Origin of the sequence: Streptomyces actinomycinicus (assembly GCF_016741775.1) — a bacterium.
Lineage (GTDB): Bacteria > Actinomycetota > Actinomycetes > Streptomycetales > Streptomycetaceae > Streptomyces > Streptomyces actinomycinicus.
Map to the genome: position 1 here is coordinate 1 of NZ_JAERRK010000007.1, position 18,087 is coordinate 18,087.

19 protein-coding genes and 6 pseudogenes are annotated in these 18,087 nt (G+C 69.5%); 11 read left to right on the forward strand and 14 right to left on the reverse strand.

The window, feature by feature from the left end; translation table 11 throughout:
* Positions 1 to 316 precede the first annotated feature (316 nt).
* Positions 317 to 585, reverse strand: a pseudogene (locus tag JK359_RS40130) (transposase family protein); the annotation flags it as partial.
* A 59-nt stretch (positions 586 to 644) separates the two neighbouring features.
* Between JK359_RS40130 and JK359_RS15910 the strand changes: the two are divergent.
* Positions 645 to 1,488: pseudogene (locus JK359_RS15910) on the forward strand (IS5 family transposase); the annotation flags it as partial.
* Positions 1,489 to 1,506: 18 nt separating this feature from the next.
* Here JK359_RS15910 and JK359_RS15915 read toward each other — a convergent pair.
* Entirely contained in the window at positions 1,507 to 2,064 is a 558-nt protein-coding gene (locus JK359_RS15915; RefSeq protein WP_201836080.1) for a TetR/AcrR family transcriptional regulator, read from the reverse strand.
* A 103-nt stretch (positions 2,065 to 2,167) separates the two neighbouring features.
* Here JK359_RS15915 and JK359_RS15920 point away from each other — a divergent pair, with 103 nt between their 5' ends.
* Complete coding sequence (locus JK359_RS15920; RefSeq protein ID WP_201836082.1) at positions 2,168 to 2,764, forward strand: DUF2867 domain-containing protein; 597 nt, start codon at positions 2,168 to 2,170, stop codon at positions 2,762 to 2,764.
* A gap of 524 nt (positions 2,765 to 3,288) precedes the next feature.
* On the opposite strand, the pseudogene JK359_RS15925 reads toward JK359_RS15920, so the two are convergent.
* Positions 3,289 to 4,201, reverse strand: a pseudogene (locus JK359_RS15925) (transposase).
* A gap of 549 nt (positions 4,202 to 4,750) precedes the next feature.
* On the opposite strand from JK359_RS15925, the gene JK359_RS15940 reads away from it, so the two are divergent.
* Together JK359_RS15940 and JK359_RS15945 are read left to right on the forward strand one after the other, a co-directional pair.
* Positions 4,751 to 4,978: a hypothetical protein gene (locus JK359_RS15940; RefSeq protein ID WP_201836088.1), complete on the forward strand. Its 228-nt coding sequence runs from the start codon at positions 4,751 to 4,753 to the stop codon at positions 4,976 to 4,978.
* 58 nt (positions 4,979 to 5,036) lie between these two features.
* Positions 5,037 to 5,660: a hypothetical protein gene (locus JK359_RS15945; RefSeq protein WP_201836090.1), complete on the forward strand. Its 624-nt coding sequence runs from the start codon at positions 5,037 to 5,039 to the stop codon at positions 5,658 to 5,660.
* On the opposite strand, the pseudogene JK359_RS40375 reads toward JK359_RS15945, so the two are convergent.
* The 3 genes and pseudogenes from JK359_RS40375 to JK359_RS40380 all read right to left on the reverse strand — a co-directional run bounded on the left by JK359_RS40375 (position 5,647) and on the right by JK359_RS40380 (position 8,358).
* Positions 5,647 to 6,122 (reverse strand): annotated as a pseudogene (locus JK359_RS40375) (helix-turn-helix domain-containing protein). The gene JK359_RS15945 and the pseudogene JK359_RS40375 overlap by 14 nt on opposite strands.
* Positions 6,123 to 6,279: 157 nt before the next feature.
* Entirely contained in the window at positions 6,280 to 7,074 is a 795-nt protein-coding gene (locus tag JK359_RS39055; RefSeq protein ID WP_236677948.1) for an alpha/beta fold hydrolase, read from the reverse strand.
* A 35-nt stretch (positions 7,075 to 7,109) separates the two neighbouring features.
* Positions 7,110 to 8,358: pseudogene (locus JK359_RS40380) on the reverse strand (MFS transporter).
* A gap of 59 nt (positions 8,359 to 8,417) precedes the next feature.
* On the opposite strand from JK359_RS40380, the gene JK359_RS15955 reads away from it, so the two are divergent.
* Both JK359_RS15955 and JK359_RS15960 read left to right on the forward strand, forming a co-directional pair.
* A complete protein-coding gene (locus tag JK359_RS15955; protein ID WP_201836093.1) occupies positions 8,418 to 8,780 on the forward strand; it encodes a MerR family transcriptional regulator in 363 nt (120 codons plus the stop codon).
* Between the two features lie 643 nt (positions 8,781 to 9,423).
* A complete protein-coding gene (locus JK359_RS15960) occupies positions 9,424 to 10,185 on the forward strand; it encodes a class I SAM-dependent methyltransferase (RefSeq protein ID WP_201836624.1) in 762 nt (253 codons plus the stop codon).
* 268 nt (positions 10,186 to 10,453) lie between these two features.
* Here the strand turns inward: JK359_RS15960 and JK359_RS39865 are convergent, their stop codons facing one another.
* From JK359_RS39865 to JK359_RS15975, 4 genes are all read right to left on the reverse strand, one after another.
* Positions 10,454 to 10,579, reverse strand: coding sequence for a hypothetical protein (locus JK359_RS39865; RefSeq protein ID WP_269139011.1), 126 nt, complete (start codon positions 10,577 to 10,579; stop codon positions 10,454 to 10,456).
* Positions 10,580 to 10,612: 33 nt separating this feature from the next.
* On the reverse strand, positions 10,613 to 10,984 hold the full coding sequence (locus JK359_RS15965; protein WP_201836095.1) for a ribosomal protein L7/L12: 372 nt from the start codon (positions 10,982 to 10,984) through the stop codon (positions 10,613 to 10,615).
* 26 nt (positions 10,985 to 11,010) lie between these two features.
* Positions 11,011 to 11,583, reverse strand: coding sequence for a hypothetical protein (locus JK359_RS15970; protein WP_201836097.1), 573 nt, complete (start codon positions 11,581 to 11,583; stop codon positions 11,011 to 11,013).
* A 244-nt stretch (positions 11,584 to 11,827) separates the two neighbouring features.
* Complete coding sequence (locus tag JK359_RS15975; RefSeq protein WP_201836099.1) at positions 11,828 to 12,247, reverse strand: hypothetical protein; 420 nt, start codon at positions 12,245 to 12,247, stop codon at positions 11,828 to 11,830.
* Between the two features lie 137 nt (positions 12,248 to 12,384).
* On the opposite strand from JK359_RS15975, the gene JK359_RS15980 reads away from it, so the two are divergent.
* The 3 genes from JK359_RS15980 (at position 12,385) to JK359_RS15995 (ending at position 14,942) form a co-directional block, all read left to right on the forward strand.
* The gene (locus tag JK359_RS15980; protein ID WP_307788118.1) at positions 12,385 to 12,903 is read left to right on the forward strand and encodes a hypothetical protein; all 519 of its coding nucleotides are present in this window, start codon (positions 12,385 to 12,387) and stop codon (positions 12,901 to 12,903) included.
* Between the two features lie 741 nt (positions 12,904 to 13,644).
* The gene (locus tag JK359_RS15990) at positions 13,645 to 14,265 is read left to right on the forward strand and encodes a hypothetical protein (protein ID WP_201836625.1); all 621 of its coding nucleotides are present in this window, start codon (positions 13,645 to 13,647) and stop codon (positions 14,263 to 14,265) included.
* A complete protein-coding gene (locus JK359_RS15995; protein WP_201836103.1) occupies positions 14,262 to 14,942 on the forward strand; it encodes a hypothetical protein in 681 nt (226 codons plus the stop codon). The genes JK359_RS15990 and JK359_RS15995 overlap by 4 nt, the downstream gene beginning before the upstream one ends.
* Positions 14,943 to 15,060: 118 nt before the next feature.
* Here the strand turns inward: JK359_RS15995 and JK359_RS16000 are convergent, their stop codons facing one another.
* Positions 15,061 to 15,531 carry a hypothetical protein gene (locus tag JK359_RS16000; protein ID WP_201836105.1) on the reverse strand — a complete coding sequence of 157 codons (471 nt, stop codon included), beginning with the start codon at positions 15,529 to 15,531 and terminating at the stop codon, positions 15,061 to 15,063.
* 375 nt (positions 15,532 to 15,906) lie between these two features.
* Here JK359_RS16000 and JK359_RS40535 point away from each other — a divergent pair.
* A pseudogene (locus JK359_RS40535) lies at positions 15,907 to 16,167 on the forward strand (IS5 family transposase); the annotation flags it as partial.
* An 18-nt stretch (positions 16,168 to 16,185) separates the two neighbouring features.
* Here the strand turns inward: JK359_RS40535 and JK359_RS16010 are convergent.
* The gene (locus tag JK359_RS16010; protein WP_201836107.1) at positions 16,186 to 16,683 is read right to left on the reverse strand and encodes a DUF1877 family protein; all 498 of its coding nucleotides are present in this window, start codon (positions 16,681 to 16,683) and stop codon (positions 16,186 to 16,188) included.
* Between the two features lie 204 nt (positions 16,684 to 16,887).
* On the opposite strand from JK359_RS16010, the gene JK359_RS16015 reads away from it, so the two are divergent.
* Complete coding sequence (locus tag JK359_RS16015) at positions 16,888 to 17,124, forward strand: hypothetical protein (RefSeq protein ID WP_201836109.1); 237 nt, start codon at positions 16,888 to 16,890, stop codon at positions 17,122 to 17,124.
* 54 nt (positions 17,125 to 17,178) lie between these two features.
* Here the strand turns inward: JK359_RS16015 and JK359_RS16020 are convergent, their stop codons facing one another.
* Both JK359_RS16020 and JK359_RS16025 read right to left on the reverse strand, forming a co-directional pair.
* Positions 17,179 to 17,658: a hypothetical protein gene (locus JK359_RS16020; RefSeq protein ID WP_236677949.1), complete on the reverse strand. Its 480-nt coding sequence runs from the start codon at positions 17,656 to 17,658 to the stop codon at positions 17,179 to 17,181.
* 158 nt (positions 17,659 to 17,816) lie between these two features.
* Positions 17,817 to 17,981, reverse strand: a complete 165-nt coding sequence (locus tag JK359_RS16025; protein ID WP_201836111.1) for a hypothetical protein — start codon at positions 17,979 to 17,981, stop codon at positions 17,817 to 17,819.
* Positions 17,982 to 18,087 lie beyond the last annotated feature (106 nt).

Genomic DNA, 18,087 nt, shown 5'->3' on the forward strand with positions numbered 1-18,087 from the left:
GGCCGAGCTGATCGGGCACGAGCCCACCACCTTCCGAACCCAACTGGAACGTGCCTGGGCCGAACAGAACCAGTAAGGCACGCAGAAGGTCCCGGCCTGGCTCGCCGCCCACAAAAGCCCGTCCCCCGCCGCCCAAGGACGTCAACCACCTGATCGGCGGCCCCGGGCACAGACCCAGACTCCGCATCAGGTTCCGCACCCTGCCGGAGCTTGCCGTGCCCCACCCCCATGCCCGGCTGACCAATCACAGCAGATGGCCTAACGAGTTGGTGCGTGATAGCAGGTGAGGCGTGTTCGGCCTGGTCATGGCCCGTTTTCAGGCAGTGGTGGTTCGGCCGGAGACGAGGCCGGCGATGGCACGGTAGGTGTCGGGCAGGCGGTCGCGTCGGTGGGTCCAGCGCGTCAGTTGCTTCCATCGTTTGTGGTCGGCGAGGGCGTGTTCGACGGTGATGCGGTCGGAGGAGCGCCCGTGGCGGGCGCGTTCCCGCTGTTCGACTCTGCCGGGCAGTGCTCCGGCCTCGGCTTTCCGGGCGGTGTGATCGCTCGCCCGCGGTGGTCGCGGCTCAGGCCGAAATAGAGCGTGTCTCTTTGGTGGGCTCATCGGTTGATTGGATATACCTGTCCGATGAGTGATCACTGATGCGATGTGGGACCGGATCGCGCCGCTGATGCCGGCCGATCCGGTTCGCGGACGGCGGTGGGCCGACCACCGCCGCACGCTGGAGACTATCGCCCGGGAGTACCGCACCAACTCGCCCTGGCGGGACCTCCCCGAGGAACTCGGCTCGTTCCGGACCGCTCACAAGCGGCCGATCAGGTGGGCAGTCGACGGCACGTGCGAGAAGATCTTCGCCGCCGTCCTTGCGGCAGCAGACGCCGTCGACGACATCGGCTGGACTGTCTCGGCCGACTCCACCGTCGTCCGGGCCCACCAGCACGCCGCCGGAGCCCTCAAAAGGGGGCCGAAGAGCGAAAGGAGGCGGCCGACCACGCACTCGGACGCTCCCGCGGCGGGCTGAGCACCAAGATCCACCTGCCCCAGACGGTCATGCACGGCCCCTGGCACTGGCCGTCGCAGCGGGCCAGGCCGGTGACGGTGACGGTGACGCGCCCGCCTTCGAGACGATGATGGCCCGTATCCGGGTGCCGTTTTCCGGCCCCGGCCGACCCCGGACCCGCCCCGCCATGCTCCTGGCCGACCGGGCCTACTCATCCCACGCGATCCGCGGTCACCTGCGCCGCCGACAGATCCGCGCGGTCATCCCACAGCCCTCGGACCAGATCAGCCACCGTTTACGGCGGGGCCGCCAAGGCCAAGGAGGCCGCCGGCCCGGCTTCGATGCGAACGCCTACAAGCAACGCACCACCGTCGAGCGGTGCATCAACCGCCATAGGCAGTGGCGCGGCCTGGCCACACGAACCGACAAACTCGCCATCACCCACCAGGCCGCGCTCCACCTCGCCGCCATCCTCATCTGGGCACGACCCTGGCCAAAGAGACAGAACCTACGCCAGCAGCCGCTCCCGCGCCAGCTCCATCACCTGCGCCCGACTGAGCCCTTCGTGCTCGGCGGCGATGAAGTAGCTGCCGATCCGCAGGGAAAAGACGAGCATGCACCGCAGCTCGACCTCCTTCTCGTCGGGGCAGAAAGCCCCGAACAGTGCGCGCAGGTACTCCATGCGCCGGTTGTCCACTCGCCGCAGCCGCGCCGCCACGTCCTCGTCGCGCCGCGCCCAGTCGCGGACGGCCAGCTCCGAGGCCACGCCCGTCACCGGCCCGGTGGCCGCCGCGGTGATGGTGAACAGCCGCTCCAGGCGGGCCCTGGCGTCCCCGCCCCCAGCATCCACCTGCTCGATCACAGCCTCGGCGGCCTCCCGCTCCCAGGTGTCGAGCATTTCGCCGAGCAGCGCGTCCCGGTTACGGAAGTACCCGTAGAACCCGCCCTTGCTGACGCCCAGCGCCTGCGCCAGCACCTCGATGCGAACAGCCTGCGGACCGCCGGCGGCGAGCGCCCGCATCCCCTGCTCGATCCAGGCGCCGCGCGGCGTACGGGTGACTCCCATGCCGTGCCTCCTCGACCCACCAGATGTACGGACCCGTATAGACGCCTCCGTACACACAGGGCTAGCCTAGATCTATACGCCACCGTATAGACAGGGGCTCGGCATGAGGCTTCCCAAGACCGCCCACACTTCCCGTCCCTGGCGCATTCACGCCATCGCCCACGACTTCCGCCTCGAGGACGTCTGGGCGCTGCCCACTCCTGGCAGCCACGGCGACTGGCCCCGCCTGGTCGCCCTCTTCAGTGGCGCAGGCCCCGCTCAGGAGCCGTTCGTCACCTCGCCCCTCGCCCGCGCCCTCTTCGCCATCCGCTGGAAGCTCGGCGCGCTGTTCGGGTGGGACAAGCCGGACGCCGGCCTGGGCGCGCGGGTGCCGACCCTGCGCGACCGGCTGCCCGACGACCTCCGCCAGGACCTGTCGTCCTCCCGCAACCCCCGCTTCACCACCGTCTACGAGACCGAGGGCGAGTGGGCGGCCGAGATCGCCAACCGCACGATGCATGGCGTGCTCCACCTCGGCTGGGTCCCGGACGGCTCCGGCGGCTACCGCGGGCAGATGGCCGTCCTCGTCAAGCCCAACGGCCCCTTCGGCCACCTCTACATGGCCGCCATCAAGCCCTTCCGCTACCTCGGCGTCTACGACAACCTTCTGCGCACCATCGGCAACCGCTGGCAGGCGACCGCTCCCGCCCCCAAGCCCTGACCCCCGCCTCCACTCCGACCGGGTCGGGTGACACGCAGGGGCGCGCCCGACCCACACGCACTCCCGCCGAGGCGGCTGGCCCCCGCCATCGCTAAGGCGCTCGCCTACGGGACAAAACCACCACCCGCCAGGTCACCGAGGCTGGCAAGACCTGCAGCCGACGCGTCCAGAGCGGCCACACGCGGTGAACCGACACGGCACCGGGGCTGACTGCTCTCACGACCGCACCAGCGAGGGCGGCGCTTCCTGCGACAGCAAGCGGCCGGCCAGCAGCAGGTCGTCGGCCTGCTCACCCGGGGACGGGACACCTGCCGGTCAGCAACGCCGGCTCAGCGGTGACCGGCAGTTCGCCACCGTTCCGTTGGAGCAGACCTTGGAGATGATGGGGCTGAACTGTGATGCCCTGGCTGCTCTCGCCCACGTGTTCTGGCACGTGCCCGCCCCGGGGACACCCTGCTGAACGTGTCTTACGAGTTGGTGCGTGATAGCAGGTGAGGTGTGTTTGGCCTGGTCATGGCCCGTTTTCAGGCAGTGGCGGTTCGGTCGAAGACGAGGCCGGCGATGGCGTGGTAGGTGTCGGGCAGGCGGTCGCGTCGGTGGGTGAAGCGCGTCAGTTGCTTCCACCGTTTATGGTCGGCGAGGGCGTGTTCGACGGTGATCCGGTCGGAGGAGCGCCCGTGGCGGTCGCGTTCCCACTGTTCGACTCTGCCGGGCAGTGCTCCGGCCTCGGCTTTCCGGGCGGTGTGATCGCTTGCCCGCGGTGGTCGCGGCTCAGACCGAGGTAGCCGTCGTGCAGGAGGACCCCGACGTCGGTGAAGTGTCGGAAGCACACGGCGATGCCCTCGTTGCGTGCGGCTGTGGCATCGTGCATACGACCAGGCCGCAGCGCATCGGTCCATAATGTGCGGCCCCGCCAGTCGGCGATGACGGCGGCCTTCATGGTGTTCTGTTTCTTCTTCCCGGAGACGAACGCGCGCCGGCCACCGCGGCCGGCCGGTGGCCGACGGACCTGGCTCTCGGTGGCATCCAGCCGCAGCTCGACGCCTTCGGCCAGGGCGTAGGCGAATACATCCGTCAGTGTGCGAAGGCGCAGGCCAGGGCGGGCGGGAATCGCGCATCTCCGCTCGACCATGAGCGTACGTACCACTCCGATAGCACGGGTGATCGTGGAGCGATCTACGCCGAACAGCAGTCCGAGCACCGAATGCGGCACATCGTGCCGCAAATGGATCAGCGTGGCCACCAGCCGGTCGACGAAGACCAGCCGGGGACGGCGCCGGCACCCTCCGCCCGCTTCCTGGCCCCGCCTCGTGCAACATGGCGGCGACCCTCAAGGTCGGCCTGCCACGGCACCGCCAACTCCTCGATCGAGCGCGCGAGATGACGCCGAGTGATCCCCGCGAACAGCTGATGCGCCAGCACCGCCTGATTGACCATGATCGCCACAGCCGGATCATGCCAGCTACCAGACACGACGCCTCACCTGCTATCACGCACCAACCCGTAGAACGAAGATCATCGTTGACACCTGGACCTCCGATCACTAGGGAGATCCACATGCCGAAGTCCGCACTCCCACCGCGTCGCCGCTTGACCGTGCGGCCAAGCGGCGCCTGGCCGCCATACGCCACCTCGAAGAGGTCACCGGGTACGTGGCGATGTCCTGCCAGTACTCCGGGATCAGCTGGCAGGCGTACTACACCTGGTACCACCACTCCCAAGCCGAGGACGTCGAGGGCCTACGCATCCGGTCCAAGACGCCCGACTCCGCACCGACGGCAACCGCCCACGCGGTCACAGCGGCGCCCTCAAGCGCGTCTTGGAACGCGGCGTCCGTGAAGGGTGGTGGCCAGGTGGAATACAGGCGCCCATCCATCCGCAGGGGCGGGCTTCGACAAGGGCACGGGCTACCGGATGCCCGATGACCTCGTGTAGACCTTCTTCACCGCCATCGAGGCTGTAACGAGCAGAAGTGAGGACACCAACGTGAGCGAATCACCGAGACAGATCAACAAAGCGGGCGGCATCTTCGCCGCCCTCATCGTCGTCTTCATCTTCGGCTTCTTCGTCGGCCTGCCCGTCATCGTGTGGGTCCTCCTGGCCGCCGCATTCGTCGGCCTGTGGGTCGCCACCGCCGGACAGCGCGCGCAGGAGCGAGCCACCGAGGAACCTCAGTCGGACAGGCCGTGGCGGCACAACCGAGACGAGAAGTGAGGACGTGTGAGGGCCCCGCCTGAGGAAAGCAGACGGGGTCCCGGCATGCTACCCGCCGATGTTCTCAGCTCACGTACAGGCCTCCTCGTTGCGGTACGGCCGTGACGACCCGTGGAACTCCGTCTTCGTCGACTCAGACTTGAACGTGTTCAAATCCTGTGCCAGGCTGCGGAACACGTCCTTGATCTCCCCGATCGCGCAGGCGACCTGTAGAAACCGCTGGAGGTGGAGTGTGTTGCGCTCCTGCCGGACCGCGCTGGTTCTCATTGCCATGGCTTTCGCACTCACGGCCTGTGGCAGGATCTGGAACCGGCCGCCGCCCGAAGGTGAATCCGTCGTGCTGACGCGAGCCGAACTCACGACCACATGGACCGACGCCAACGGCGGCTCCCTGACGCTGAAGCCAGATGGAACTTTCACCGCCAACAACGTATGCGGCGACTGGATGGGCGCCTCGGACTGGAACTGGACAGAACCCCGGTCAGGATCGGGCACCTGGAAAGACGACACCGGCAAGCCAGGGACCGCCGTCCGGCGGTCGTTCGACGCCAAAGGCCCCAAGGGGGATGAGGTGGGAGACGTCCTTAGCGCTCTGCGGCATGGAAAGACTCTGATGCTCTGGACCCGCGTGGGCGACGAAGACAACGACGATCCCCACTGCATTCTGACTAGAGATCTTTAACAGCTGACGGCGTTTGAAAGTCGAGCCCCGTCTCGGTGCCGAGACCCTCGATGAGGCGGGAGCGGTACTGCATCCGTTTCAACCGTGTCTTCACCAGCGCATTGAGCTGGTCGAGGCTATGTTCGGTGCGATTGGCCAGCAATCTCTTCAAGTGCGACCACACGCCCTCGACGGGGTAGAACTCGGGAGCGTACCACCATCCAGCACCGTCTCCAGCAGGCGGAGTTGTTGCGGGTAGAGCTTGCAGCGGGCGCCGCCGGGCCCCTTGGAGGCAAGGGCATGTCGGCCACCCGCAGCCAACGCTCGCCGCCAGCGGTTCGCCGACATCCGAGTCACCCTGAACCGTCGGACCACCTCCAGGTAACTGGCCCCGGACTCGATCAGGTCAGCAGCTGCGAGCCGGGCTTGCTCACGCCGAGCCCGTTCCTCAGCCGTCAATCCACCGCCATCGGGATACCTCATCCTCCCGGGATAGCGCGGACCACGGCAGCCGTCACGGCCTGACGTGACCCGCACCATGAAAGATCTCGTGAGTCCCACTCGCGTTTCTACCGGGGCCTGAAGCTACACCTGGTCTGCACCGGCCGGCCTGCCGGTCACGTGGGCCCTGGCCCCGCCGTCACGTGTGGCTGTCGTGGAGGAAGGCGCAGATGAGGGTGGCCCACTGTTCGGGCTGCTCGACGAACGGGAGGTGCCCGGTGGCGATCTCGGCGTAGCGCGCTTCGGGGATGGCTTCGGCGAGTTGCCGGTGGTGGTGTGGGGTCACGAGCTGATCGAGCGTGGTGGAGATGACGAGGGTCGGCACGCTCAGCGCGGGGAGGTCGGCGCGAACGTCGACGTGGTCGATGAGCAGGTCGAGATGCTCGGGTGTGCCGGGCGGGACAGTGGCTGCAGTGGTCTTCAGGGCCGTGTCCAGGGCGTCCTGGTCGATGGCGTCCAAGGCTGGTGCGCTAAGTCCGATCAACGAGACGAAGGCGGCCAGCTGCTCCATATTCCCGGCGCTCAGCAGGTCGCGCCACAGTTTGGCGGCGAGGAGGAAGCGCGGGTTGGGGTGGGCGAAGCCGGCGGTCAGGACGAGGGCGGTGACGCGGTCGGGGTGGCGGGTGGCGGCCCGGATGGCGACCGGGCTGCCGAGCGAGTACCCGGCGATGGCGAAGGTTTCCTGGCCCTCTTCGACGGCGGTGGCGACCAGGTCGTCGGCGAGACCGTTGAGGGTGAGCGGCGCCTCGGCGCGTTCGGTGCGGCCGGTGCCCGGATAATCGGGGCCGATCACGGTGTGATGCGCGGTCAGGGCGTTCATGATGGGGCCGTAGTTGGCGTCGATGCCGCCGCCGGCACCGTGGGCCAGGAGCAGGCCGGGGCCGGTGCCGCGCACGATGCGGCCGAGGCGGGAGGTCGGCAGAGCAGGGGACATGTTCGTTCTTCTCCTTGAGTTCCGGCAGTGGGTGATCACTGCTGGCTGGTGTGGTGGTGGCGGGCGGTTGCGGCGGCGATGAGCACGGAGCCGCCGGCGAGCAGAGCGCCCATCCAGGGCAGATCGGTCAGGGTGAGGCCGGCGGTGAGGGCGTGGCCGCCAAGCTGGGAGCCCCCGGCGACGCCGAGGTTGAATGCGGAAGCGCTGATCGCGGTGACCAGGGTGGGTGCGGCCGGGGCGGCGGCCAGGGCCCGGGCTTGCAGCAGCGGGATGAGGGCGGCCGCGATCACACCGAGGGCCAGCACGGTGACGGCGGCCGTCCACCGGATCCGGCTGGTCACGCTGAACGCGGCGAGTGCAGCGGCCAGGGCGACCAGCAGGGCGCACAGCCCGGCCCAGGGCGTGTGGTCGGCCAGGCGGCCGCCGAGGAGGTTGCCACCGACCGCACCCAGCCCGAAGAGGGCGAGCAGGGTGGTGACGGCGGACGGGGTGAAGCCGCTGACCTGCTGCAACAGGGGCGCGATGTAGGTGTATGCGGTGAACAGCCCGCCCTGCGCGACCACGATGATCGCCAGGACCAGGGCCACCCGGGGCCGGAGCAGCCCCCGCGCCTCGCCCCCGGACGAGCGGCCTCGCCCCCGGACGAGCGGCCTCGCCCCCCGGACGAGCGGCTTCGTGCGCCGCCGGCGGGCGGACGAGGGCGGCCACGCCGCAGAGGACGAGCGCGGCGAGGGCCGCGATTGTCACGAAGGTGGCCCGCCAGCCGTATTGGTCACCGATCCAGGTGCCCAGCGGTGCGCCGAGGACCGTGGCCAGATTCCAGCCGGCCGTCACCATGGCGACGGTGCTGCCGCGGCGGGCCGTCGGCACCATGCCGACGGCGATCACCATCGCCGTTGCGAAGGCCGTGCTGTGCGTGAGCGCGGTCAGCATCCGGGCCGTCACCAGGGCGTTGAAGCTGCCCGCCAGGGCTGCCGCGAGGTTACCGACGATGCATACGCCCACCAGCACCAGCAGCGCCCGGCGGCGCGCCAGCCGCAGCGTCCCCACCGTCACCAGCGGCCCGGCGACGGTGACCACCAGGGCGTACCAGGTCACCAGGGAAGCGACCGCGGGCAGCGGACGGTGCCAGTCGGCCGACAACTGCGGCAGCAGCCCGACCATGACCCACTCGGCGGTTCCCACGACGAACACGCACGCGGTCAGCACCGCCAGAGCAGCGCTGCGGCGCCATGCCGGTGGGCAGGGGATCACTGTCGCCGGGGGTGCGGTGCGGGTGGTCATGACCGCGACGCTAAAGTCTCACATCAGTGTGAGAGTCAATGCGGTGAGGTGCAGATCACGTGCGCATCGGGGAGATGGTCCGCCGGACCGGGGTCAGCGAGCGACTGCTGCGCTACTACGAGGAGCAGGGCCTGCTGGCGCCGACGAGGTTGCCCAGCGGCTACCGCGTCTACACCGACGCGGACGTGGACACCGTCCGACGCGTGCGCGCCCTGCTCGCCGCCGGCTTGCCGACCACCACCATCGCCCAAGTCCTGCCGTGCATCCGTGACGACGGGACGACCCTCGCGCCGGTGTGCTCCGACCTGGTCGCACAACTGCGCCGCGAGCGCGATCGCATCACCGATGCGATCAAGGAGCTGGAGACGTCGCGAGGCATGCTCGATGCGGTCATTGCGGCAGGCCCGTCCGATATCGACTGAACGGTCCGGAGCGCGGTCAGCGGGGCGACGGCGACCGAGCCCCGGCCGACTCACACCGCCAGCGGTTGCCCGCCCGGACAACCAGGCCGTCGGTGGATGCCGCCTTCCTCCTTCCTTTCGCCCGCGCCTGTGGCCGCCACCGCTTCTTGACTTCACGCTCTGTGCGGCCACGCGGATCTTGGCGGGGCCGCTGGAGTTGCCCGAGACGGTACCGGCTCCACGGTGCGCGGGGAGATCCCGAGCGCCGACGGCCAAGGCCGCCTGGCACTGCCGCACAGCGGGGCCTGGCCACCTCGCCCGCCCCGCGGCGACTTCCCGACCGCGCACAGCGTCGCGAAAGCCCTTGGCGGGGAAGGCCGCCAGCACCGCGTCGAAGGCGACGTCTCCTGGCCCCACGGCGACATGCACCGCGCGGCTGCCGCATGCGTCGCGGCCCGCGACCAGGCCAAGCAGGCAGCTCGAACCGGCGCGTGAGACTTCGGGCAGGCTCCGACTAGTGCCCTGTCGGACGTTTGTCCTGTCACTTCGTCAGGTGCATCTAGGTCTAGGTGCATGGCGGCGCGGCAAGGAAGAGGTTTCTTCACGCGTCGCTACCGTCATGCGGGTGACAGGAATCAATGCCGACAGGCGATGGTCCGAATCCATGCCGGCGGCCTATGAGCAGTATCTGGTGCCGGTGGTCTTTCGGCCCTTCGCCGAGGACCTGACTGCCCGAGCGGCGGCACTCCACCCTCGGCGAATCCTGGAACTCGCTGCGGGGACAGGTGTGTTGACAGCCAACCTGCTCACAGCGGCACCCTCGGCCGAGGTGACGGCCACCGACCTGAACGAGGCCATGGTCGCTTTCGGGTCGACCCGGGCCCCCGGCGCGGTGTGGCGGCAGGCCGACGCGCAGCGGCTGCCGTTCCCGGACGGAGGCTTCGACTTGGTGGTCTGCCAATTCGGCGTCATGTTCTTTCCCGACCGCATCGAGGCATTCACCGAGGTCCGCCGGGTGCTGGCCCCGGGCGGCCGGTTCCTGTTCAACACCTGGGGCCCGCTCAGGACGCACGCCTTCGAAGTCGCGCTACAGGCCGGGCTGGAGCGGGCCTTTCCGGGCGACCCACCACGGTTCTTCCAGACGGTTCCGCACGGCTATGCCGACCCCTGTGTCGTGGCCGCTGATCTGGCGGCCGCCGGGTTCGCTGTCGAGGTCGAGCAGGAGCTGACGCTTCAGGGCCGGGCCGCGTCGACCGCCGACCTCGCCATCGGGTACCTCACCGGGACACCGGTGCGCGCGGCCGTTGAGGAGCGCAGCGACGGACCGGCCGTCCGGGCCACCGTCATCGAAGAGATGACGGCCCATCTGGGCCCGGAACCGGTCACCGCCCCGATGACGGCGTACGTCTTCCGTGCCGCGCCCTAAACGCAGGACGCGCCCGCGCCGAGGATGGGCGTGAGTCGACCTCGACGGTGCTCGTCGCACGGATGCCTGGTGTTCATCAGGCTAGCTTGCCCGCACTCCCACCACCCGCCCAGCGGGCCACCCGGCCCATCACGCCCGCCGGCACAGCGCACGTGGAGGCAGGCGGAGTTGTCCCGCACCGGGGACGCCCGCGGGTGCCGCTGTTTGCGGGGGCTGAGCACCACCGACCCGTGGCGGAGCGGCGGCACGCGGGTCCGGACCGGGACGGCTACCTTCCCTTGCGGCCGCGTACCAGCGCGACGAGGGCGATCACCACGATGGTGACCAGGAGCCAGACGGGAGGGTCGCTGACCCCCTTGTAGGCCAGCACGGTCGAGTCAGTGATCGGGTGCACGGGAACTTTCTCCTTCTCGGGCGATGACCGGCGTCAGCCGGTGGCGTCCTTGCAGGCGGCATCCGTCGCGTCGCCCACCGCTGAAGGGCGACTTGCCCGGCATGATTCGGCAGGCCACCACGGCCCGGCGCACGGTCCTGGATCGAGAGGGCCGTCCCCCTTATTGACGGTGCGGTCGCACCAGTCGCACACAACCATCGCGTCCACGCCCGCGCCTTCCAGAACCCTTGCAGCCTCCTGGGCGGCTTCGAACCAGACAGGTGCCGTGACGGCTGCGGGTGCACGGTCGAGCAGCAGCTTGCTCTCGAAGAGGCTGAGGCCGGTGACCGTCCGGATCGCACGCACCGCCTCCGTCTTCCGGTCGCCCGCCTCCACCAGCAGGACACTGAACCCTGGTTCTTCCATACCCTCTCCCCCGGGCCTGTCCGTGTTCAGCGTTGGCCGGTGCGTCGGCGCTGGGGGCGCGGCGGGCGCCGGCCCGAGCGGCGGCCGGGAGCCGGAGCGCCGTCGGCGGGGGCCGCGCCGGGTGACGAGAAGCCGCCGGGAACATTCGCCCGGGCGGGAGCCGGCACCGCGGCGGCAGGCTGCTCGACCGTACGGCGGGGGCGCGCTGCGCGGGCGACGACGGTGACATGTGGGATCAGCGGGGCGCAGGACGCGCAGACTTCTTCGACGGTCCAGACGCGGCCCACGGTGGGGTCATGACGCAGGATGAGGGTCACGGCGCCGGCGCAGTGCGTGCTGGTGTCCGGGTGGGCCTCGCACCGCGTGTAGCCGCAGTGGCACCATGCGTGGGGACGGACGGTGGCTGCCTTCGCGTGGGCGGCGGCGTGCTGCGCGGCGAACGCGCGCAGCGCGGCCAGGTCTTTGGAGCGCGGTGGCATCCGGCAGGCCGCGGTGCTGCAGGAGACGGTGGCGGAGCGGTCGCTGTGCCCGGTGAGCCGGATCGTCCAGACCCGCCCGGGGACGCGCTCGGTGGAGGTTTCGGTGTGCGCGGTCGTCACGCGGAGTCGTCCATTCATCGAAGGGTGGAACGGGTGGTGTCCGTCCACTATGTGCTACCCCCTCACGGGTTGCACAGTAGGCCCGTGCCGCCACCGCCCTGCCGTGCTGCACGCCAGCGCGTCACCCATGCTGTCCAGGAGCAGACCGGCCAGTCGCCGGCCGGCGAGGCATACAGTCGCCTTGCCCACCACAAGCAGATCCCCAAGCGTAGGCGAGCCGCCTGCGGGTTGTCGCACCGGACGCCTAGGGGCGCGTTGCTGCGGCTGTGATGCCGGACTCCTGCAGCTTGCGAGCGAGGTGTTCCATCTCCGGAAGCGTTCCTGTGCAGCCGCCGTTCACCACACGATGCAGCAGGGCTTTGGCGCTCGTCAGGTCGATACCGAGCTCCGTGCGCAGCACCCGCATGATGGCGACCCCCTTGACCAACGGGCCGCTCACGTGCAGCCTCGCGGGTCCGTGCTCGCAGAGCATCTGGTCGCGTCGCTCGGCCGGCATTGCGCCGCCGCACACGGCTAGTGCTTCTCCGCAGGCGGAGCACGTTGCCTCGACGTCCCACCGAAGGCGGCCGTCCACAAGGGCCTGCGTTCCCCGGCACTCCAGCTCCGTACCGCAGTCCTGACACACCGCCGAGTACGAGACAGATTCGAAAACCACCTGCTCCATGCCACCCCCAATCAAGAGGAGGTTAAGCGACAGGCTCAGCGGGTGGGCGACCGGTGGCCGGGTCGGTGCGGCTCGGGCGGTACCCGGCTCGGGAGCGGGAGCCGGTTGAGAGGATGGTGCCTGGAGAGGTGGATCACGTGAGTGCGAGAGAGGGACGGGAGCACTGGGAGTTGCTCCCTGGAGCCGGGGTGGGGGCACTGCGGTTCGGGATGAGCGCGGCCGACGTCGCTGCCGCGCTGCGGGTCGGCGGGCCGCCGACGCAGGTGGGCGGTCCCTACGGGCAGGAAGCTTTTGCCGACGGGGTGACCGTCTTCTACGACGCGGGCACGCTGGCGTGCATTGCCCTGGACGCGGTCACGGGTCCGCAGGTCCTGCTGGCGGGCTTTGCACTGGGCGGCAGCGATCCTCAGCAGGCGCAGCAGTGCCTCTTGGACTACGCGGCCGAGCACGGCAGCTGCCTGCTGTACACCCCCGACGGCTCCCTCGCCCTGACCGATCTGGGAGTCCTTCTTCGCTCACAGGAGGTCGGTGGCGTGCGGATGTCGCGCCCCGTCTTCGTGAAGGAGGACTGGCTGGAGTCCGAGTACTACCGCGATCGCCTTCCCCTGGAAGGCGCCCCGGCCCCCCACGCACCGCCCCGGCCGCCGCGCGCATGAGCGTTTGCGTGGGCACCGAAGTCCTCCACGGCCCTGCCCGCGTCTGTCACGACAGCAGCGTCCGGCCTCCCGACGCGCACTACTGACCTCGCGCTCCTGCGGCCTTCAGGCGGGCCGTCACGTGGGGCGCCGGGCGATGTGCTGTGTCAGCAGCTTGATCGCCGGCTGGTGGTCGTACTCCTCCGCCACGTCCATGGGAGTGGGCTCCGGCCGGATCGCGCAGCTCCGGGTCGGCACCGAACGCGAGCAGGATCGCGGTGGTGTTCGCGGTGAGCGGCCGGGCGGCTCTGCAGGGCGCTGTCTCCCCCGACATCGAGCGCGTGGGTGAGGAGCGTCGCTTGCCCCAGACCTCGTCGGGATCTGCTCCGTCCGCGAGCAGACGGGCAAGCGTCTGCGCGACCTCGAGTTCCACCGCGTGGTGCGCCGGAGTCCACGCTTCGTCCACCCGGTCGTCCAAGCGCACCCCCCGGCCCGACAACCAGGCGGCTTCCGCAGTGCCACCGATACCTTTGGCCGTGCCGCGGTACCCCTGCACCCCTGCACCCCTCGGGGTGCCCTCTGTGACCGGCCGGCCGGTCACACCTACGAACTCGATGGTCGGCATGTCACCGATGAACCGGGCCTCTGTCCGGAGCGAACCGCGAAACTGCCCGGGCAGTCGGTCCGCCTTGAGCCCGATACCGCAGCTAAAGCCCGTGGCGGTGGGGCAGTGGGGTCCGGCATCATCCCCGTGTGATCGTGATGCAGCCCGTACTGGAGATCTTCGCTGCCGACGACTTTGCGCTCTGGCCGGTTGGCGAGCACGAGTCGTACGGCTACCTCGTTCTGGACGGGAAGCTCGCTCCGGCGGAGGTCGGCACAGCGGTGATGCGGATCGCCGACTGCAACGACTTCGAGCCGGAGGAGGAGCACGGGCCGTGCCCGACCGACCCGCTCGGCTCATTCCTGCACGGGCTGCTCACGATGCCCGACCTGTTCGCCGCCGGCGGGTTCCGGGTGACCGACGACACCACCGGCACCGTCTTCGTCGAGCCGGGCTGCTGCAGCGGCCTGGAAGCCTGGCGGGACTGGCTGGAGGTGCTCGACGGCACCGGCTGCTCCTCCTTCGGCCACGATCCCTCCTCGGTGGCCGAACGCGTCGGCGACGCCGTCCGGCTGACTCTCGACGCCCACGCAACGGACGGCAGTCCGGTGATCGAGCTGCCAGTGGACGAGGTACGGGCGCTCGTGGCCGGTGCCCAGCAGGACTTGCAGGACTTCCTCAGCCTCGCCGGAACTTGGGCCGAACAACACCTGCCGACACACGCCGCCGCCGTCATCGCCGCTCTGGCACGGGCACTGGACCTGAGGCCTACACCATGACCAGCTTCCCGACCCACCGAACGCGCGTGCACGACGCCCGCCTCCCCCTTCACCGTCGGCACAGCGCGCTGCGGACCTGTATCACTCTCTTTGCGCCGTACGGCTTCCGGGCGACATACCACCACCTCACGCTCAGCGCCGCGATCCCCCGGCGGCTGGAGGCGGACCCGGACGCGCTGGTGCGGGCGGTGGAGGAACTGCATGAGGCGCGGGTGCTGTGGCTCGCGCGGGCGGAGGAGTACGCCGCGCAACGCCGGTCAGAGAAGCGGGCCGGGCGGCGGGCTGTGGTGAACCCGCGACCGTGGTGGCTGCAGAGCTGGTGGGAGGGCTCGAACCGCGCCTGGTACGAAGACCCGTTTCGCCATCCGTCGCTGCGGCTGGCCGAGTACGTCAGGCGACAGAACACGATGCTGGACGGCGCCGGTCTTCCCGGCTGCCCCGCCTGCGGGGACGACAGACCGCTGGAGTCGATCTCGACCGGGCACGGCTGGGTGGAGCTGTGTCGTGGGTGCGCGTGGGTGCTGGCGCCATGTCCGTGCGGGCAGCGGCACCGGTTCGTCCCCCAGACCCCGTTCAACTGGAAAGGGATCTGGCAGCGGGCGCACATGAGCGATGACGGCACGCCGAACCCGCATTGGGCGCGGGCTAGCCAGTTGGATGTGGCACGGGAGTCTTGAGTGTGGCTGATCGGCGGGGTGGTGTGCGCTCGTCCGATCGTTGCCCGCCGCGCGGGTTGTCGTGTGCCGCGCTCCTCGTGGCGAAGAGAGATCGCGCTGCCGAGAGGTCGCCGGCCGGTCACCACACGTCGACGGACCAGATGTCGCCCCTCTGATGTCCGTCTGGATCTGGGTCGCCTGACCCGTACGGGTCAGGGTCGGCGACGACGTGGATGCGGGCGGCGGACGCGGACACGCGGTAGCAGTCCATGTCACTCGACGTGTTCTGCTTGTCGCGTTCGATCGTGTGGCCCAGGGCCAGGATGGCGGCCTGCAGGTCCTTGAAGGGGACTCTGGGTGCGAATTCCCCGTACTCCCGCGAGAGCGGGGACGGCACGGTGTTCGGGGACTGGTCGTACAGCAGCCGTTGGATCTTCACGCCGAAGCCGAAGCACGACATCCGCCCTTGCCGCCCTGGCTGGTCCGGCGAGAAGTTGATTTCCACGAGCCCGTAGTCCCGCCGCAGTACGCCACCACCGGGAACGTCGAGGCATGTCGCCCCCAGAGCGGTCTCCCAGCCCTCCGGGTCGGCACCGAGGCCAACTCCCAAGGCCTCACCGCAAACGGCGACGTGAGCGTAGAAGTCCAAAGCGGACAACCGCCAGTTCCCTCAACTATCCGGACGGGACACCACTTGCTGACCTCCGCACAGGACAGGCGGATCAGTGCCCAGTATGCGGTGATCGTACAGAGCGGCCGGTCATGGCAGTCGCCGCCGGGTGAGTTTGCCGCCGTCGGCGACGTCGCGGACCCAAGCGGGACGCACTTTCAGATCAGCCGTGGTCTTCCCTGTTCTTCCTGACAGAACCGGGCTTCGCTCACCATGTCCCGTCAGCCAAGCCGGAACCTGCGCGTGGGACCGCCGCAGCCATCAGCTGGCACGCACGTTCCGGCTTACCCGGGTTCAGGATTCCGGGAACTCGCGCGAAACCGCTCTTACCTGTGCAGACGTGGAATCCGCTGCACCATCCCTGACAAGGTCGACCAGGCCCGCAAATGAAAGAAGCCCGGCTCCCGCGGCGGCCGTCCACCGAAGTTCGACCTCGAGGACTACAAGGCCCGGCACGCCGTCGAGTGCGACATCAACCGGCTGAAGCGGCACCGGGCCGTCGCCACGCGGTACGACCAACTTGCTGTCCGCTACGACGCGACATTGCTGGTCGCCGCCATCAACGAATGGCTGTGACCGGCACGCGACCACGTCTCAAGCCCACACCGCCCTGACCACGGCGTGGCCTGCTGCAGCCGCCCGCCCATAGAACTCTTGGAGGCCCCTGTGACAGTCGAGGAACTCCTGCCTGACCTGCGCCTCGTCCCAGCCGGCCCAGACGAGCTTGGCACCGGCGACGTTCCACAGTTCGCCGAACGAGACACGTGCGAGGAAGCCTGCGGCCCGTGACACCCCAGGCGGCTCCAGAATCCCCAAGGGCGGGTTGGAGGGGTCGGCATCGGCGCTGTGCGCCACTGGCCGCCCGCCGTAAATCGGCAGCTCCCAAGAGCCGTCGGCATCCGCATCGAGAACATCGGCCGCGGCGTAGAGGTCATTGACCGAGCCCCAGACCTTGTCGATCGACTCGGCGATGCCCGCTGCATACTCGTCGGGGTGGTTCTCCCAAGCCTCCCACATGAACGCTGCAAGCCAGGTGTGGTCGTCCCGGATCTCGGATTCCGCGACGGCGCGCATGTGCATGTGGATGCTCACGGCGACGAGTCCTTCCAGTTCGGCGGCCCGCCTGCCGGGCCGGACGGAGAGAACCTACTCGACGGCACTGACGGCTCGACCCCCGTCTCTCAACGCCGGGATGCCCGGCTCTGCCAGGACGCCCTCCGATACCCGAACGCCGTGTGTCGTCGTGATCGACCACTGCGGGCCTGTGCACGTCCGTACGGGCGGCCCTGCGTCCTCGTGGTCCTGAGACGCGTCCGGCTGCTCGGCTCGGGCAGGGTGGTCCGCGCACCCGGCCGGACAAGGTTCGCGCCCAGAAAGGCGTACGGCTCCCGAGCGAACCGCGCCTGGCTGCGCAAGCCGGTATCCGCTGCACGAGCCCGGAGGAGCGAGACCAGACTGGCGACGAGAGACGACAAGCTCGCCACCCACTACGAGGCGACCGTGCTGATCACGGCCATCAATGCATGGCTGTGACAGCACGGTGGCGGAGGCCTCGCGAGGCGGGACGAGCCCAGGGCCGGTGACACATCACTCGACGCCGAGGGGTCCGATGCCCAGGTCCTCCCGCATCAGGCGACGCATGTGCGCCATAGCCTTGCGTCGCCGCTCTATCAGGGGCGCGTCGTCGGCTGAGCCGACCGCCACTCCACGGGCATAGGCGTCGCGGATCGCGCGCAGGCAGTGGAACGCCTCGTTCCCCGCCTCCACGACCTGCGGCGGGCCCACGAGCCAGAGGCGCTCGCTCGCCGTGTAGACACCGGTGCCACGCACGGCCTCCCGCACCGCTGCGTCTCGTGCCGACTCGGACATGTGGTCGCCCAGGGCGACGGCCCGTATCTCCTCACCCGCGGCTTTGAGGGCGGAAACATACTCCGTGTAGACCTCGCGCCGGACTTCCAGAGCGTGCCTGGCTTCCTCCCGCCGCCACCGGTTACGGTCGGCGACCAAAGTGGCTGCGATACCGATGACGGCACCGGTCAGTGTGGAGAGCAAGGGCGTCCAGTCCATGTGTCGCAGCTTCTTCCACGCCGGTGCGCCGGCACCAGTGGCTTTCGCTACGAATGACTGTGACCAGTACATTCGAAACGCGCCCCAGGGAGGCCTGCCCGCAGACGGCGGGGGCGGGACGGGGGGCGTGCGTCGGTCACAGCGGTCCTCTCTGTGGTTCAGCTGTGTGCCGCGTTCAACGCCCTGTCGCGCGTGCGCCGCTCGAACTCGGCGTGCGGCTCCAAGCCGCAGGCGGCACGCCGCTCCTCCAGCCGCTGCGGGTCCTCGACCCGATACGCCTCGACGTTGGTGGTGGTGCCGGTGCCGATGTCCTGGTACCGCATGCCGTAAAGCCGGGGCCTCGCCCAACTGCTGTGCCTTGCTTGTCGCGGGCCCTGTCACGGCCTGTTCGGAGCGGGCCGTCACTGGGACGCTCCGAACAGGGTGCGC

What these genes read in the sequence shown, in the direction of transcription:
- JK359_RS16020 (WP_236677949.1), bottom strand. Translation starts at nt 17,658, where the DNA reads ATGGACTGGACGCCCTTGCTCTCCACACTGACCGGTGCCGTCATCGGT.
- JK359_RS15920 (WP_201836082.1), top strand. Translation starts at nt 2,168, where the DNA reads ATGAGGCTTCCCAAGACCGCCCACACTTCCCGTCCCTGGCGCATTCAC.
- JK359_RS15990 (WP_201836625.1), top strand. Translation starts at nt 13,645, where the DNA reads ATGCAGCCCGTACTGGAGATCTTCGCTGCCGACGACTTTGCGCTCTGG.
- JK359_RS16025 (WP_201836111.1), bottom strand. Translation starts at nt 17,981, where the DNA reads ATGCGGTACCAGGACATCGGCACCGGCACCACCACCAACGTCGAGGCG.
- JK359_RS39055 (WP_236677948.1), bottom strand. Translation starts at nt 7,074, where the DNA reads ATGTCCCCTGCTCTGCCGACCTCCCGCCTCGGCCGCATCGTGCGCGGC.
- JK359_RS15960 (WP_201836624.1), top strand. Translation starts at nt 9,424, where the DNA reads ATGCCGGCGGCCTATGAGCAGTATCTGGTGCCGGTGGTCTTTCGGCCC.
- JK359_RS15995 (WP_201836103.1), top strand. Translation starts at nt 14,262, where the DNA reads ATGACCAGCTTCCCGACCCACCGAACGCGCGTGCACGACGCCCGCCTC.
- JK359_RS15945 (WP_201836090.1), top strand. Translation starts at nt 5,037, where the DNA reads ATGTTCTCAGCTCACGTACAGGCCTCCTCGTTGCGGTACGGCCGTGAC.
- JK359_RS15965 (WP_201836095.1), bottom strand. Translation starts at nt 10,984, where the DNA reads ATGGAAGAACCAGGGTTCAGTGTCCTGCTGGTGGAGGCGGGCGACCGG.
- JK359_RS15975 (WP_201836099.1), bottom strand. Translation starts at nt 12,247, where the DNA reads ATGGAGCAGGTGGTTTTCGAATCTGTCTCGTACTCGGCGGTGTGTCAG.
- JK359_RS15915 (WP_201836080.1), bottom strand. Translation starts at nt 2,064, where the DNA reads ATGGGAGTCACCCGTACGCCGCGCGGCGCCTGGATCGAGCAGGGGATG.